This window comes from Allobosea sp. GW821-FHT09G06, from assembly GCF_059416005.1.
Window position 1 is genome coordinate 142,627 of record NZ_JBWKOI010000002.1, and the last position, 15,735, is coordinate 158,361.

At 69.5% G+C, this 15,735-nt stretch carries 16 protein-coding genes; 2 read left to right on the plus strand and 14 right to left on the minus strand.

Annotated elements, in window-relative coordinates:
- Window positions 1-84 precede the first annotated feature (84 nt).
- The gene (locus tag AC07NY_RS10890) at window positions 85-1,287 is read left to right on the plus strand and encodes an MFS transporter (protein ID WP_494583847.1); all 1,203 of its coding nucleotides are present in this window, start codon (window positions 85-87) and stop codon (window positions 1,285-1,287) included.
- Here the strand turns inward: AC07NY_RS10890 and bluB are convergent.
- Genes bluB through cbiE form a run of 5 tightly spaced genes read right to left on the minus strand, consistent with a single transcriptional unit; the run spans window position 1,262 to window position 5,595 of the window.
- On the minus strand, window positions 1,262-1,873 hold the full coding sequence (gene bluB, locus AC07NY_RS10895; protein ID WP_494583848.1) for a 5,6-dimethylbenzimidazole synthase: 612 nt from the start codon (window positions 1,871-1,873) through the stop codon (window positions 1,262-1,264). The two genes, AC07NY_RS10890 and bluB, sit on opposite strands and share 26 nt — an antisense overlap.
- Window positions 1,870-3,198 carry a cobyrinic acid a,c-diamide synthase CobB gene (locus tag AC07NY_RS10900; protein WP_494583849.1) on the minus strand — a complete coding sequence of 443 codons (1,329 nt, stop codon included), beginning with the start codon at window positions 3,196-3,198 and terminating at the stop codon, window positions 1,870-1,872. Before AC07NY_RS10900 ends, bluB begins: the two co-directional genes overlap by 4 nt.
- The gene (gene cobM, locus AC07NY_RS10905; protein WP_494583850.1) at window positions 3,195-3,959 is read right to left on the minus strand and encodes a precorrin-4 C(11)-methyltransferase; all 765 of its coding nucleotides are present in this window, start codon (window positions 3,957-3,959) and stop codon (window positions 3,195-3,197) included. Before cobM ends, AC07NY_RS10900 begins: the two co-directional genes overlap by 4 nt.
- Window positions 3,956-4,348, minus strand: coding sequence for a cobalamin biosynthesis protein (locus tag AC07NY_RS10910; RefSeq protein ID WP_494583851.1), 393 nt, complete (start codon window positions 4,346-4,348; stop codon window positions 3,956-3,958). The genes cobM and AC07NY_RS10910 overlap by 4 nt, the downstream gene beginning before the upstream one ends.
- Window positions 4,345-5,595 (minus strand): precorrin-6y C5,15-methyltransferase (decarboxylating) subunit CbiE, encoded by a 1,251-nt coding sequence (cbiE, locus tag AC07NY_RS10915; protein ID WP_494583852.1) that lies wholly within the window; start codon window positions 5,593-5,595, stop codon window positions 4,345-4,347. The genes AC07NY_RS10910 and cbiE overlap by 4 nt, the downstream gene beginning before the upstream one ends.
- On the opposite strand from cbiE, the gene AC07NY_RS10920 reads away from it, so the two are divergent.
- Window positions 5,594-6,358 (plus strand): cobalt-precorrin-6A reductase, encoded by a 765-nt coding sequence (locus AC07NY_RS10920; protein WP_492287504.1) that lies wholly within the window; start codon window positions 5,594-5,596, stop codon window positions 6,356-6,358. The genes cbiE and AC07NY_RS10920 overlap by 2 nt on opposite strands.
- On the opposite strand, the gene cobJ is transcribed toward AC07NY_RS10920, so the two are convergent.
- From cobJ to AC07NY_RS10965, 9 genes are read right to left on the minus strand one after another with little or no spacing between them, the layout of a single operon-like run.
- Window positions 6,301-7,092, minus strand: coding sequence for a precorrin-3B C(17)-methyltransferase (gene cobJ / locus AC07NY_RS10925; RefSeq protein WP_494583853.1), 792 nt, complete (start codon window positions 7,090-7,092; stop codon window positions 6,301-6,303). The genes AC07NY_RS10920 and cobJ overlap by 58 nt on opposite strands.
- Window positions 7,089-7,829, minus strand: a complete 741-nt coding sequence (locus AC07NY_RS10930; protein WP_494583854.1) for a precorrin-2 C(20)-methyltransferase — start codon at window positions 7,827-7,829, stop codon at window positions 7,089-7,091. The genes cobJ and AC07NY_RS10930 overlap by 4 nt, the downstream gene beginning before the upstream one ends.
- Before the next feature lie 3 nt (window positions 7,830-7,832).
- Window positions 7,833-8,465 (minus strand): precorrin-8X methylmutase, encoded by a 633-nt coding sequence (locus AC07NY_RS10935; protein WP_494583855.1) that lies wholly within the window; start codon window positions 8,463-8,465, stop codon window positions 7,833-7,835.
- The gene (locus AC07NY_RS10940) at window positions 8,462-9,853 is read right to left on the minus strand and encodes a ferredoxin-like domain-containing protein (RefSeq protein WP_494583856.1); all 1,392 of its coding nucleotides are present in this window, start codon (window positions 9,851-9,853) and stop codon (window positions 8,462-8,464) included. The genes AC07NY_RS10935 and AC07NY_RS10940 overlap by 4 nt, the downstream gene beginning before the upstream one ends.
- Entirely contained in the window at window positions 9,850-13,305 is a 3,456-nt protein-coding gene (gene cobN / locus AC07NY_RS10945; protein ID WP_494583857.1) for a cobaltochelatase subunit CobN, read from the minus strand. The genes AC07NY_RS10940 and cobN overlap by 4 nt, the downstream gene beginning before the upstream one ends.
- 9 nt (window positions 13,306-13,314) lie before the next feature.
- Window positions 13,315-14,370, minus strand: coding sequence for a cobalamin biosynthesis protein CobW (cobW, locus tag AC07NY_RS10950; protein ID WP_494583858.1), 1,056 nt, complete (start codon window positions 14,368-14,370; stop codon window positions 13,315-13,317).
- Between the two features lie 4 nt (window positions 14,371-14,374).
- Window positions 14,375-14,764, minus strand: coding sequence for a DUF1636 family protein (locus tag AC07NY_RS10955; protein ID WP_494583859.1), 390 nt, complete (start codon window positions 14,762-14,764; stop codon window positions 14,375-14,377).
- A 10-nt stretch (window positions 14,765-14,774) separates the two neighbouring features.
- A complete protein-coding gene (locus AC07NY_RS10960; RefSeq protein ID WP_494583860.1) occupies window positions 14,775-15,515 on the minus strand; it encodes a CbtA family protein in 741 nt (246 codons plus the stop codon).
- Between the two features lie 12 nt (window positions 15,516-15,527).
- A complete protein-coding gene (locus AC07NY_RS10965; protein ID WP_454031384.1) occupies window positions 15,528-15,704 on the minus strand; it encodes a CbtB domain-containing protein in 177 nt (58 codons plus the stop codon).
- Between the last annotated feature and the right edge of the window lie 31 nt (window positions 15,705-15,735).

Genomic DNA, 15,735 nt, shown 5'->3' on the forward strand with positions numbered 1-15,735 from the left:
TTCTATCGATTGGCACGAGGGTGCATCACTGCCCGGCCAACGAGGTGACGCAGCTTGCGCAAGAATGATGAAATGGCGGGAGGCATGACAGCCGCTCGAACCGACTGGTGGGTCGTGGTTATGGTCGTCGCGGCCGGCATCGCCGCCTCGCTCCAGATCGGCAAGGCCGCCATAGCAATCCCGCTGCTCCAGGCCGAAACCGGGCGTGATCTCGCCGTGCTCGGCTGGGTCAGCTCGATCTTCGCGGTGCTCGGCCTCTTCGGCGGCGTGCCCGTCGGCGCGTTGGCGACGCGCTTCGGCGACCGGCGGATCCTGTTGCTTGGCCTGATGTTGCTCGCGTTCGGCAGCGCGCTCGGGGCGGCGACCTCCGGCTTCGGGCTCCTGTTGGCCTGCCGTGTCGTCGAGGGCTCGGGCTTCCTGATGGTCAGCGTCTCCGGTCCGTCCCTGCTGCGCCGTTGCGTCGGCGAGCGCGACCGCGAGATCGCGATGGCCTTGTGGAGCTGCTTCATGCCGGCCGGCATGGCGCTGGCGATGCTGCTCGGCCCGCTCTTCGGCGGCTGGCGCGCCATCTGGTTGGCCGGGGCAGGCTTTGCGCTGGCTTGCGCGATCGCGGTTGCGTCGAGAGTGCCGGCCGCGACGCCCGGCGCGGCCGTGTCCTGGCGCCAGCTCGCGGTCGATGCCGGCAACATGTTCCGGACGCGCGGGCCGCTGCTGCTGGCTTTGTGCTTCGCGCTTTACGCCATGATGTTCTTCGCGGTGCTGAGCTTCCTGCCCGTCCTGCTGATCGAGCGGATGCACAGCTCCCTGGCGATTGCGGGCCTCCTGAGCGGTCTCGCGACGGCGGGCAATATCGTCGGAAATCTGCTCGCGGGTGTGCTACTCGCCCGCGGCGCGTCACGCCTCATGGTGCTGGCCGGCGCCAGCTTCGCGATGGGGCTGGCAGCCGTTTTCGTCTTCCTGCCGCTCCTGCCGCCGGCGGGCGCTTTCCTGTCCGGTATCCTGTTCGCGACGGCGGGCGGCTTCATCCCCGCGACCCTGCTCTCGACCGCCGCCGCATTCGCGCCCCGTCCCAATCTGGTCCCGGCCAGCATCGGGCTCCTGATGCAGGGCAGCAATCTCGGTCAGGTTCTCGGCCCGGCCTTGGTCGGGCTGGTGATCTCCGGCATCGGCTGGACGGCTGCCGCCTGGCTTGTAGCAATTCTCGCCCTTTTGGCGGTGCTCACCGCTTTCGGCCTGCGGCGCGATCTCGCCGGCCTGGCGCTCAGCCGCGCTCCCAGCCAGCCCTGACCAGCTCGGGCACGTCGCCTTCCTCCTCCGGCCAGCCGACGCAGAGATAGGCGACGAGCTTCCATTCCGGGGGCGCATCGAGGACTCCCGCGATCTCCCGGGGATCGAGGATCGAGACCCAGCCGACGCCCAGTCCATGGATGCGTGCGGACAGCCAGAACTGCGTGATTGCCGCGACCACCGAGTAGTCCAGCATTTCCGGCATGGTTCGTCGGCCGAGCCCGTGGCCGCGCCCGGTACCGTGGTCGCAGAACACGGCGAACTGTACGGGCGCTTCCCGCAGACCCTCCAGCTTCAGCCGGGCATAGAGCGCGGCACGCTCGCCCTCGTATGATGCGAGCGCATCAGCATTGCAGCGGCTGAAGCTCTCCTGCACGGCTGCGCGTTGCGCCGGTTCCGCAACGGGCATCCAGCGCCAGGGCTGCGCATGTCCGACGGAGGGAGAAAGCCTGACTTGCGCCAGCAGCGCCTCGATCAGCTCTGCCGGGACCGGGTCACGCTTGAACCGCCGGACATCGCGCCGCCAGCGCAGCAATTCCTCGAACTGCCGGCCAAAACCTTCGTCGAAGACCGGCGGTTGGCTCACGCGGTGTCCGCCATGGCGATGGCGTGGAAGAACGAGCCCGTCACCAACCCGCGCCGGCTGCCGGCGGGAGCGGGAGCCGAGCCATGCGGATCGGTGACGACGGCGAAGGGCGGGTCCTCGCCCTGTGCGGCGATGCTCGCATAGTGGAATTCATGGCCGGTCAGAGCCGAGCCCGCTGGCCCGAGCGGACCATCTGCCTCCAGGACGGCCCGGCGATAGCCGAGATTCATCTTCCGCTTGGCGAAGGAGGTCTCGACCGATAGCAGGCCTGCCATCTTATGCGCGACGCCGTCGGCATCGATCAGGCTGCGGCCGAGCACCATGTAGCCACCGCATTCGCCATGCACCGGCCGGGTTTCGGCAAAGCTGCGCAAACCATCCAGGAAAAGACCCGCCGCGGCGATCGTGCCGGCATGCAATTCGGGGTAGCCGCCAGGCAGCCAGCAGCTGTCGCAGCTTTCCGGAGGTGCCTCGTTCTTGAGGGGCGAGAACGGCACTAGTTCCGAGCCCGCCGCGCGCCAGCCCGCTTCGACATGCGGATAGACGAAGGAGAAGGCGGCATCGCGTGCGATGGCGATCCGCCTTCCGGGCGCGGGCAGGGGTGGAATGCCGTCGCCGGCAATGTTGGAAAGCGACGTGGCGCCGGCAGCAGCCATCACGGCATCGAGATCGATGGCCTTCGAGACAGCTTCCGCCAGCGCATCGAGCCGTGCGTGCAGATCGGCGGTTTCGCCGGCCTGGACCAGCCCGAGATGGCGCTCGGGCAGGATCAGGCTCGCCTCGCGCGGCAGCGCCCCGAGAACGGGCAGGCCGATGCGCTCCATGCCCAGCCGGACCAGGCGCTCATGCCGGGCGCTCGCGACCTTGTTCAGGATAACGCCGGTGACCCGGATACGCGGATCGTAGAGCTTGCAGCCGAGCGCGACCGCCGCCACCGATTGCGCCGCGCCGGAGACGTCGATGACGAGCACGACGGGCCAGCCGGTCAGCGCGGCGATGTCGGCGCTGGCGCCGGTATGCCCTTCCAATCCCGGCACGGCATCGAACAGCCCCATCGAGCCTTCGGCGATGACGATGTCGGCGGCATGAGCCGCTTCGCCCGCGATCCGCCCGAGCAGCCCGTCCGTCATCGCGTAGCTGTCGAGATTGGCGCTCGGCGCGCCGGTCGCGGAGGCATGGAAGGCCGGGTCGATGTAATCCGGCCCGCATTTCAGGCCGCGCACGGTCAACCCGCGCCGCGCCAAAGCACGCTGCAATCCGAGCGTGATCGTGGTCTTGCCAGAACCGGAGCGCGGTGCGGCTATGAGGAGCCCGCGCGCCGTCATTGCCCGCCTCGCGGCCGGAAGCGCCGGTCGTAATCGACCGAATAGAGCGCGCTCTCGCCGAAATCATCGGCAACCAGCGCCGGCCCGACCAGGATCAGCGCGGTGCGTTCGAGCGCGCTGGCGCGAACCTTCCCGGCGATATCGCCGAGCCTGCCCTGCAATACGGTCTCATCCGGCCATGTCGCACGGAACACCACGGCGACCGGGCAGTCGGTGCCGTAGAACGGCGTCAGTTCGGAAACGACCTGCTCGACGACATGGATCGAGAGGTGGATGGCCAGCGTCGCGCCTGAAGCGGCGAATGTGGCGAGCTTTTCCTTCTCCGGCATGGCCGAGGCGCGGCCGGAGGTGCGCGTCAGCACCAGCGATTGCGCGACGCCCGGCAAGGTCAGTTCGCGTTTCAGCACGGCAGCGGCGGCGGCGAAGGCCGGCACGCCCGGGGTCACCGTATAGGGAATGCCGGATCGGTCGAGCCGTCGCATCTGTTCGCCGCAGGCGCTCCAGATCGAGAGATCGCCGGAATGCAATCGCGCCACGTCTTGCCCGTTGCGATGAGCGGCCTCCATCTCGGCGATGATCGCATCGAGATCGAGCGGAGCGGTGTCGACGATGCGCGCGCCCGGCGGGCACCAGTCGAGCATCGCCTTCGGGATCAGCGACCCCGCATAGAGGCAGATGGGCGAGGCTGCGATGAGATCGCGTCCGCGCAGCGTGATGAGATCGGGCGCGCCGGGCCCGGCGCCGATGAAATGGATGGTCATGCGAGGCTTCTGGCGAGCGCGCAGGTGACGCGCGCGGTTGCGATGCGCGGCTGCACCAGTTCGCCGCCGGGTCCGGCCGCTGCCAGAGCGGCAGCCTCCGCCACCGAACCGACACCGTAGAGCGAGGCGATTCGGGTCGAGCGCGTCGCGCAGGCGGCCTCGAAACCTTTCAAGGCCTCGTCGGGAATGGCGACGAGCTCGGCCGCGCGCTCGGTGGCAGCCGCCACCATGCCGGCCTCCGCGACGCGGCTCGCCAGCGTGGCGAAGCGCGGCGTCGATGCGCCGGCAAGCCCGGCGCTCGCCAGGGCCTGGTCGAGACAGGCGAGGATATCGGCGGCCTCGGTACCGGGCCGGATGCCGATGCCGGCGACGAGACGGCCCGTGCTCAAGGCTTTTCGACCCGCCATTGCGTCACCGGCATCGCCGGGCGCCAGCCATGCTTGCCGCCGACGGGCGCCAGCCGGTCGATCGAGATGCGGCGTAAGGAACCGCCATGCTCGGCATGGAGGGCGGCGAGCTTGGCCTCCCCTTCGATCGTCACGACATTGGCAACGAGCCGTCCGCCCGGCTTCAGTGCCGCCCAGGCGGCGTCGAACAGGCCTTCTTCGGTCAAGCCCCCGCCGATGAACACCGCATCCGGCGCCTCGCGGCCGACGAATCCGGCCGGCGCCTCGCCGGTGACCTCGACGGAAAGCCCGCCGAGCTCCAGCTTGTTGCGTCTGATCCGCTCCGCCCGTTCCGGCTTGGCTTCGAAGGCAATGGCCCGGTTGCGCAGGTGCCGCTGGCACCATTCGACGGCCACCGAGCCCGAGCCTCCGCCGACATCCCAGAGCAGTTCGCCGCCGCGCGGGGCGAGAGCCGAGATCGTGATCGCGCGGATTTCCGACTTGGTGATCTGCCCGTCATGGGCGAACCACTCTTCGTCGAGTCCCGGCGCCAGCGGCAGGATGCGGGAATCGCGCGTAGAGGCGACCTCGACCGCGATCAGGTTGAGCGGCACGATGTCGTTAAGGTCGAAAGCGTCGGCGCGGCATTCGCGGATGCGCTCCTGCGGCCCGCCGAGCGATTCCATCACCACGATCCGGCTCGCGCCCATGCCGCGCGCGGTCATCAGCTCGGCCACGGCGCGTGGCGTCGTCTCGTCCCAGGACAGGGCGAGGATGCGGGCTTCGGGCTGGAGATGCGGCACGATCCGGTAAAGTGTGCGGCCATGCAGTGAGACCAGCGCGCATTCCTCCTGCGGCCAGCGCATCCGCGTGCAGGCCATCGAGAAGGAGGAGAGCTGCGGGATGATCCGCATTTCCGCAGCCGGAATCGCCCGGCTGATGCTGTTGCCGATGCCATAGTGGAACGGATCGCTGGTCGCGAGCACGCAGACCTTGCGGCCGCGCTCCCTGAGGATCTGCGGAAGGGCGTTGCGGAACGGTTGCGGCCAGGGCCTGAGCTCGCCCGGAACGGAGCCGACCAGCGCGATATGCCGCTCGCCGCCGAAGACGATCTCCGCCTCGTTCAGCGCGGCAAGCGCCTCCCGACAGAGCCCCGTGGCCCCATCTTCGCCGAGCCCGATCAGCACGAGCCAAGGCGCGGGCGCCTCATGGCTCGACAGAGCCTCCGATTCACGCAAAACTGGCGACATGACCGTCCTCATCCTCGGCGGAACGACTGAAGCTGCTGCGCTTGACCAGCACCTGGCTGATCAGGCCCCCGATATTCGCGCCATTATCTCGCTTGCCGGCCACACCGTCGATCCCCGTCCGAGCAATCTGCCGGTCCGCACCGGCGGCTTCGGCGGCGTCGAGGGTCTCAGGCGCTATCTGGTCGAGGAAGGCATCGTCGCCGTCGTCGATGCGACCCATCCCTTTGCCGCCATCATGCCCTTCCATGCAGAACACGCCTGCAAGGCCGAAGGCGTGCCGCTGCTGGCGATCCGGCGCGATTCCTGGAAGCCGCGGGCCGGCGATCGCTGGAAATCCGTGCCCGATATCGAGGCCGCCGCGCAGGCGCTGGGCGACGAGCCGCGGCGCGTCTTCCTGACGGTCGGACGCCTGGAACTGCCCGCTTTCGCGGATGCGCCCCAGCATCGCTATCTCGTGCGCGCCATCGAGCCGATCGGCGACCGCCTGCCGGTGCCGCATGTCGACGTCATCCAGCAGCGCGGCCCCTTCGACGCCGATGACGAGGAGGATCTGATGCGCCGTGAAGGCGTCGAGATCCTCGTCAGCAAGAACTCCGGGGGCCCGGCGACGGTCGGCAAGCTCGTGGCGGCGCGCCGGCTCTCCCTGCCGGTGGTGATGGTGGAACGCCCGCCCAAGCCCGCTGTCGAGACCGTCGACCATATCGATCAGGTCCTGCCCTGGCTGGTGGCGCAGGGCATCTTCGCCACCGAGCGCGGTGTGTAGACGTAAGGCGCCGCGCCCTCGCGCGCGATCAGGCGCGTGCTCGAAGCCCCGATCATCACCAGTGTCGCCATGTCCGCCGTGCTCGCGGCTGTGACGGCCTCCGCGAGCGTCAGGATGCGCAGGTTCTCGTCCGGTCGCCCGACGGCACGAGCGAAGAGCACCGGTGTTGCCGCCTGGCGATGCTTTGCCGCCAGCTCCAGCGCCTTGCCGAGCTGCCACGGCCTGGCCTTTGAGATCGGATTGTACAGGCAGATCACCAGATCGGCGGCGAGAACCGCTTCGAGCCGCGCCGTCACCACGTCCCAGGGCTTCAAATTGTCCGAAAGCGAGATCGCGCAGAAATCCCCGCCGAGAGGGGCGCCGGCCCGTGCCGCAGCCGCCAGCATCGCGGTAATGCCGGGCTCGACCGTGATCGGGATGGCCAGCCATGCCGTCGGCCCGGCCTCCAGCGCCTCGAACACCGCCGCCGCCATGGCGAAGACGCCGGGATCGCCGCCCGAGACCACCGCGACCTTGCGACCTTCTGCTGCCAGTTGCAGGGCATGCGCGGCGCGCTCCACCTCGACGCGGTTGTCGGAAGCGTGCTTGGTCAGTCCCGTCCGCTCGGGCACCCGATCGACATAGGGGCCGTAGCCGACGATATCGGTCGCCGCGTCCAGCGCGTCCTGCGCGGCCGGCGTAATCCAGCCCGCTGTACCCGGCCCAAGCCCGACGATCGTGAGCGAGCCCGTCACAGGCGCCGCCCTTCGCCGGGCACCAGCACCATCGCGAAATAAGGTGCCTCGTCATCGACCTTGTCGGTAAGCCGCGCCACGACCTGCCGCGCCATCGTCGCGCGCTCGACATAGATCGCGCGCCCTTCGAGCCCGGCAGCCACGAGCGCGCGGCGGACTTTCGGCAGGTTGCGGCCGAGCTTCATGATCACGGCGGCATCGGTGTCGGCAAGCCGCCGGGTCAGCTCAGCTTCCGGCAACGTGCCGGGCAGCACGGTCATGACATCGTCGCCCCAGGTAATCGGCGCGCCGGCCTCGCCCCAGGCGCCGGTCATGCCGGTGACGCCGGGTACCACCTCGGTCGGGAAGCGCTGCGAGAGCCGCCGCCACAGATGCATGAAGGAGCCGTAGAAGAACGGGTCGCCGTCGCAGAGCACGGCGAGCGTCCGCCCGGCCTGCATCTCCGCGGCGAGGCGTTCGGCCGCCTCCTCGTAGAAGGCTGCGATCGGCCCGTCATAATCGGGCTCGCCGACGCTGGCCTCGATCGTCACGGGGAAGGCGAGCTCGATCTCGCGGGCCGGATCGGGCGCGATGATCGCATCCGCCGTGCTGCGGGCATTGCCGCGCCGGCCACGCTTGCAGAAATGCACCAGCCGGTCGGCCGTGGTGATGATCTCGCGTGCCCTGACCGTCATCAGGTCCGGCGCGCCCGGCCCGAGGCCGACGCCGTAGAGCAGGGTCCTGTTCGTCCCGCTCATCGCTTATTCCTTGTCCTGCGCCAGCGCATTGACAGCCGCAGCCGCCATGGCCGAGCCGCCGCGGCGCCCATGCACCACGACGAAGGGCACGCGCCCGTCGTTCGCTAGCGCAGCCTTCGATTCTGCCGCGCCGACGAAGCCGACGGGAATGCCGATCACGGCCGCCGGCTGCGGCGCGCCGGCATCGAGCATTTCAAGCAGCCGGAACAGCGAGGTCGGCGCATTGCCGATCACGACGATCGCGCCGGCGAGCCGGGGCTTCCAGAGTTCCATCGCGGCGGCGGAACGGGTCGTGCCCATCTGCGCTGCCAGCCCAGGAACCTGCGGATCGTCCAGCGTGCAGATCACCTCGTTCTGGGCCGGCAGGCGCGCGCGGGTCACGCCATTGGCGACCATCTTGGCATCGCAGAGGATCGGCGCGCCGGCCTGGAGCGCGGCCTGCGCGGCATCGGCGAAACCGGCGGACATCTCGACGTCATCAGGCAGGTCGGTCATGCCGCAGGCATGGATCATGCGCACCACGACACGCTCGGCCGCGCCGCTGAAGCGGGAAAGGTCGGCTTCAGTGCGGATGATGGCGAAGGAGCGCTCATAGATCGCCGCGCCGTCCTGGATATAGTCGTATGCCTTGCTCAACCCTGCGATCCCGTCGAACGCGCGGCTTTCAGCCGGGCGTGAATATCTTCTCCGGGCTGCAATCGCGTGAGCAGCGTCGAAAGGTCAAGGGTCGCGACCGGCTTGTCCCGCGTCGTGCCGTTCAGAACGACGTCATAGCGCCCGTCACGCCCCACCAGCGTGAGGTCGGCAGCCGCCGGATGGGCGCAGGCCTTGACGCAGCCGGAGACGTGGAGCGTCACGCCCTGCGCGAGCAGGTCGGCGGCAGCGTCGGCGAGCACGGCCGCATCAGCCATGGTCGGCGCCTCGGCGCGCGAGCAGGCCGGGCTGCCGGCGCAGGCCTGCATCGAAAGGCGCGGATCGTCGTCGGAGGTGATCAGACCGAGGTCGCTCGCAAGCGCCATCAGTTCATCGGCTTCGGCATGGCCCAGCTCGCGGAAGGCGAGCCCGCGCCAGGGCGAAAGCCGGATATCTGCCGCGCTCGTCTCGACCGTCGCACCGAGCCTGTCGAGCACGGTGGCGTCGCAGCGCCCGAAAGGCAGGCCGATGAGCGCGGCAACTCGGTCTCCTTTCAGAGTGAGAACCCCGACGCGTTGGGGGCGCCGGCGTGGTGCGGGAGCGGCCGTTTCAGGCAGATCGGTCAGGTTGCCGAGGGCATCGGCGGGCAGATCACGCAGGCGGCGGAGATGGTCAGGCGCGGCGCTTCGCAGTGCCGCGAAACGGCGTAGTGCGGTTTCGACCGCAGCAATGGCATCCGCTTCGGCAACCGGCCCGCGCCAGAGGCGATCGGCGAGGCAAAGGGCGGCGTAACCGGTGCTGACGCCGACGAGCCGGATGTCGCAGGCAAATTCATCCAGCACCTGCGGGCCGCCGTCATCCACGACAACGCTGAGCTTGGCCGGCAGGCCGGGGATGGCGTGGGCCCTAGCTTCTATACGGTCGGACAGGGCAATAGCATCGATCAGGCCACCCCTGCCGTCATTCTCGGGCGGCGCGTGGCGTCGACCCGAGAATCTGTTGCCGAAAGAGGCGCCTTCTCGTCCTGAGACGCTCGGGTCGAGCCCGAGCATGACGCCTTGGTCGAAGGCAGATAGCGGCGAGACCAGCGTGACGCGTTGCGGTCCGTCGCCCTCATGCTCATCGACGAGCCGCTCCGCCAGCAGCCGCTCAACCAGCTTCGGATGGCTTTCGGCCGTCACGCCACGGATCTGCAGGTTGGCGCGGGCTGAAATCTCGACCAGCCCGTTGCCATGCTTGGCGGCCAGCGCCGCGATCCGCCTTAGCTGCGCGGGCGTCAGCTTCGCATCGGGGGGATGCAGCCGCACCAGCCAGCCATCACCGGTCTCCATCGGCCTGAGCGTGCTCGGGCACCAACCGCGTCGCAGCGCTTCCTTGGGAAGGGCGCTCATTCCGCCGCCTCCTGCGCGAGGAAGGCGCCGACGGAGTTGCGCCGGCTGGTCCAGAGCCCGCGACGGGCCGCGTCCGTCAGCCGCGAGCGGATCGAGGCCGCCGCGGGCGCATTGTTGGCTTCCAGCGCTGCCCAGACCTGCGGGTCGGCGCAATAGGCCTGGAACACCGCGTCGAACAGCCCGTCGGCGACGGAATCGGTGCTCGCCGCGAAGACGAAGAGCGTATCGACCGCCTCGGCCAGTTCCGCCGCGCCGCGCCAGCCATGGGCGAGCTGGGCGGCGATCCAGCGCGGATGCGTCAAGCGGCCATGGACGATGCGGGCGATATCCTCGGCCAGTGTGCGCGCCTTCGGCGCTTCCGGGTTCGAGCTGTCGAGGCTGTAGAGCAGGGGATCGGCGCCGAGCGCCTTTGCCGCTGCCGCGAGCCCACCGATCACGTCGGCGGCGCTGCTCGCCTCGAGGATGTCGCGCCCGGCCGTGTCGCTGACATGGATGAAGGCGTCGGATGTTCTGATGCGGTCGGCGAAGCCGGCATCGGCCGAGGCTGCACCTTCCGGCCCGCCATAGGCATGGTCCGAAGCGGCGAGATAGGCGGCGCCCAGTTCCGCGCGCTCGGTCCAGTCGCCGTCCAACGCGCGATCCGCCATTGCCGCGCCATAGCGGCCGGGCGCGGCGCCGAAGATGCGCGCGCCATGCTCGCCGCGACGGCGGGCGGCAGCGGGCTCGTTCCAGTCGTCGGGCTCGTCCAGCACCGCGACGGCGCGCGCGGCCTGGTCTAGAAGCGCGATCTGCCCAGGGAAGGTATCCCGGAAGGTGCCGGAGATGCGCAGGGTGACGTCGAGGCGGGGATAGGCCAATTTCGGTTGCGGGATGATGCTGAAGCCGGTAACGCGGGTCGAGGCATTGTCCCAGATGGGCTCGATGCCCATCAGCGCGAGTGCATGCGCGATATCCTCGCCGCCCGAGCGCAGCGTCGGAGAGGCCCAGAGGTCCATCACGATCCGGCGCGGATAGTCGCCGTGATCCTGCAGATGGCGCGACACCACCGCCTGCGCCGCGAGCTGTCCGAGCCGGGCGGCGGCACGCGTCGGGATCGCGCGCGGATCGAGCGTCGAGAGATTACGGCCGGTCGGCAGCACGTCGGGCCGGCCGCGATGCGGTGCGCCGGCCGGGCCGGGCGGGACGAAACGGCCGTCGAGGGCGGCGACCAGATTCTCGCGTTCGTTGCGGGCTGAAGCCGGATCGATCTCGGATTGCCCGAAGATGTGCAGGCCGTCGCGGAAGGGCAATTCGGCGATGTCGCAGAGATGGGCATCGAGAAGCGTCAGCGCCTCGTTCATCTCGGTATCGGCACCGACGCCGCAGGAGGCGGCGAGCCCGCTCGCCTCGGCCCGCGCCCGGATTTCGCCGGCAACGATATCGGCCCGGCGCGGGTCGAGCACCTGCGCCTGCGAGAACTCCTCGACGAGATCGCGCAGCAGGGCGGTCTCGCCGGCTGCCTCCGTCTCGGCCAGCGGCGGCGGCAGATGGCCGAGCGTGACGGCCGAGAGCCGTCGCTTGGCCGGCGCTGCCTCGCCGGGATCGTCGACGACATAGGGGTAGACCACCGGCACTCCGCCGACGGCGAGGCGCGGCCAGCAGGCCGCCGAGAGCGCCACAGCCTTGCCCGGCAGCCATTCCATGGTGCCATGCGTGCCGAGATGGACCAGCGCGTCGATGGCTTCCGTCTGGCGCAGCGCGAGATAGAAGGCGAGATAGCCGTGGCCGGGCGGTGCGTCGGGGTCGTGATAGCGCGCCTTGCGATCGGGCGTCGCATCGCGCGGCGGCTGGAGCGCGACGGTGAGGCGGCCATGGCGCACGGCGCGGAAATGGAAGGCACCATCGCGGCAGGCCGGGTCGGAATCCGGCGCTCCGTGGCTGGCTATAAGTGTTTCGCGGGCGGCGGCGGGAATGGTGCCAAGCCAGTTTCGGTAGGTCGCGAGCGGGATGCTCAGAGAGGTCGGGCCCGCGGTAAGAGCCCGCATCATCCGCAAGCCCTCATCCTGAGGAGCAAGGCGTAAGCCTTGCGTCTCGAAGGATGTTCCAGAGCGTGCTGGAGCATCCTTCGAGACGCCGCTGTGCGGCTCCTCAGGATGAGGGCTGAGGGAACCAACCTCATATCCCGCCCCTGCCAGCAAGTCGCGGATCGCCGCCACGCTCGCGGGCGTGTCGAGGCCAACGGCGAAGCCGGCCCGTCCGCCGCGCGCGGGATAATCCGACATCACCAGCGCCAGCTGGCGTTCGGCGACAGGTTTCCGGGCCAGCGCGATCCAGCCGGCCGCCAGATCGGCCAGCGCGGTGATGCCCTCCGCATCGGGCACGAGCCGACGGATGGACAGGCCGGTTGCCCCGTCGCTCTCCTCCGCCTTGAAGGCCACCGGAATCGCGCCGATACGCCCGTCGAATTCCGGCAGTGCCACCTGCATGGCGAGGTCGGCCGCGGACAGGCCGCGTGGCGATGCCTCCCAGGCCTCGCGCGGGCTTCCGACCGGCACGGCCTGCAGGATCGGGCAACCGGCGCCGTCGAGCACGAAATCGGCGCTTTCGCGGGCGGAGAAGGCGGTGGTGGTGACGATCAGGGCCGGCTTGCGCGTTGCGATCAAGGCAGCGAGCTCGGCCGTGACGGCAGGGTCCTTCAGGCTGGTCAGCGCGAGCGGGAGGGGGGCGAGGCCGCGCGATGCGAGCGTGGTCGCGATGGCTTCGCCCATGGCGGTGTCGGCGGCTGCAACGCCGGAGCGGTAAAGCAGGATCGGGACGAGCGGCCGGTCGGCGGGCAGTGCGGCGAGCGCCTCGCGCCAGGGCAGGGGCGTGCCGCTTCTGCCGAGCGCGAAGAATGATGGGAGTGGGAGGGGAGCAAAGCCACCCGCTTCGTCCTTCTCCCCTCGGGGGAGAAGGTGGCCCGGCGAAGCCGGGTCGGATGAGGGTTGAACCTCCGTCAGATAGAGCCTTATCCGCCCCAGCAGCCGCCGCATGTTCTCGGCGCCGCCACCGGCCTGAAAATAGGCCAGAAGCTCGCCTGCGAATTCCGCCAGAACCGTTGCGTGCTCGCCCAACCTCGGATCGTCGCGCTCGTCGCCGGGCAGGATCGCGAGGGGGATGCCGCGTTCGCGGCAGGCGATGCCGAGCTGCTCGATGCCATAGCGCCAGTAGTCGAGCCCGCCGAGGCAGCGCAGCAGCACGAAGCGGCACTGCGCCGCCGTCTTCTCGATCAGGAAATCGACCGAGAGCGGGTGCTTCAGGCGCCGGAGCGGCGCGAGCCGCAGCGACAGGCTGCTGGCACCAGCCGCCACCGCCAGCGCCGAAAGGTCGCTGTCGGTGAAGGACAGGACGAGCACATCTCCCGGTGGCAGGGCGAGATCGACGGCGTCCTCGCCGTCGTCGAGCCTGATCTCGCTGGTCGGGAGAAGGTGCATCGCGCCAGTTTACGCCCCCGCGAGCGCGGCTTCCACGGCCTTGAGGTCGAAGCCCTTGAGGCCGATCACGGTGAGGCGTCCGTCGCGGGCCTCGTCGGCGCCCCAGGCCCGGTCGAAATGATGCCCGACGCGGCGGCCGACGCCCTGAACCACGAGTCGCATCGGCTTGCCCGGCACGGCGGTAAAGCCCTTCAGGCGCAGCACGCCCTCGGCCTCGGCCGCCTTGGCGACGCGCACCGTGAGCTCCTCGGGGGAGAGACCTGCCGGCAGCGGCACCGCGACAGAGTCGAAATCGTCGTGATCGTGATCATGCTCGCCCTCGCCATGATGCGAGGGGCGGGCGGCGAGGTCGCTCTCGGCAGCCGCGCCGAGGCCGACGATCAGCGCCGGCTCGACCTTGCCATGGGACGTCTCGACGATTTTGATCGCCTTGGGCAGGTGCTCGGCGATCTCGGCCTTGACCCGCGCACGGCCGGCCTCGTCGACGAGGTCGCTCTTGTTGAGCAGGATCAGGTCGGCGCAGAGGATCTGGTCCTCGAACACCTCTTCGAGCGGGTTGTCGTGATCGACGGAGGCGTCGGCCGCCTTCTGCGCCGCGAGCGCCTCGGGATCATCGGCGAACTGGCCCTCGGCCACGGCCGGGCCGTCGACCACGGCGATGACACCATCGACCGTGACGCGCGAACGGATCGCCGGCCAGTTGAAGGCGGTGACGAGCGGCTTCGGCAGGGCGAGGCCGGAGGTCTCGATCAGGATGTGCTCGGGCGGGTTCGGCCGGTTCAGCAGCTTCTCCAGCGCCGGCACGAAATCGTCGGCAACGGTGCAGCAGATGCAGCCGTTCGGCAATTCGACGACGTCTTCGTCGCTGCAGCCGGCGATGCCGCAGCCCTTCAGGAATTCGCCGTCGAAGCCGAGATCGCCGAATTCGTTGACGAGCACCGCGAGCTTCTTGCCCTGCGCATTCTCGAGGAGATGGCGCACCAGCGTCGTCTTACCGGCGCCGAGGAAGCCGGTGATGATGGTGCAAGGCACCTTGCCGAGAGAGGCGGTCTGCGGAGCGTTCATGATGTCATCCTTGCTGGCGCGCCGGCAAAGGCGGCACGCGCGCGACCACGCCCTTGCGGAAGGACTGCGGCCGCTCTTTCCAGGGAACGATGCCGTTGGCGCTGGCGGCATAGGCCTCCGCCGCGCCGACGATCTCGTCGAGATGGGTATCGGTGTCGAGATCGCCGATCAGATAGGTCCATTTGCCATCGGCGCTGAGCGCGATGGTGCAGGGCCGCTTGCAGACGGCGAGGCATTCGACGGGCAGCACGGGGATCGTGCTGTCCTTGGCTGCGAGCTGCGCGGTGAGCCGCTCGGCCAGCGCCAGTCCCGGCTGGTCATAGCCTTCCGGGAGATCAGCGCGGGCACGGCGGCAGGCCGTGCAGACATGGATGGTGAGGTCGCCCTCGGGCATTGGCTTGCTTTCAGGCTTCGACGGCCCGGCGGCTCGCCCGGGGCCAGAGCACGCCGACCATGAAGGCGGTGACGAGCCAGAGCGCGGCCTGGATGCCGAGCGAGAGCGACGCGAAATGGGCGGCGACCTCGGCAGGCACCTTGCTCTCCGGCGCGGCCGGGTGCGGGGCGCCGACGACATGCGGGAGCAGGATCAGCACGATCGCCACGAGCTTGAGCCAGGGCTGCTCGAAGCGCAGGAACAGGAAGAGCCCGATCGCGGTGGCGATCGCCGTCCAGAGCCACCAGAGCTGGCGCTGCTCCAGTGCGGCGGAGGCTGCCCCCGGCAGTTCCGGCGCGAGCCCCATCGCAGGCGCAAGCCCGAGCGCGAGGAAGCCGCAAGCGCCCCAGACGAGCGCGCTGCGCTGATCGATCCTGTCGCCGGCCGCGATCATGCCCGCCAGCAGCAGCGCCGCGAAGCCGATCGCGGTCGCGATCGTCACTGCGCTGGTGAAGAGCGTGCGCTGGAGGCCGTCCTGCGGCTTCCATTCGGCATGGTCGTGGCCAGGGGCGTCGCCGGCCGGGCCATGCGCGAGGATGATTTTTGCTTCCCCGTCGAAGGCGGCCAGCGTCGGCGCTTTCAGCGCGAGCGCCGACTCATAGGTCTCGGCCTTGAGGATGAGCGGGGTGGTGGTGACATGCTGGAGGGCGGCGACGATCAAGCCGGCCAGAAGCCCGGCCAGGATGCTGACCGTGAGAACACGCGTGACCATGATGACTTTCCCTCAGTGGCAGGGAAAGGCGAGGCCGTGACGGGTGTCGTGCGCGGCGTTGTGCACGTTCGACGAGGCCGCGAAACCGGTCGTGTAGATCAGCGCGACGCCGATCACGAGCGCGGCGGCGACCGCCTTGACGCGTTCCGAAACGCTGAGCGTGGGTGTGGAAACCGAGGCGGTGTTCATAAGCGTTCTCCGTGGCCGCCCCGCCGGCAGC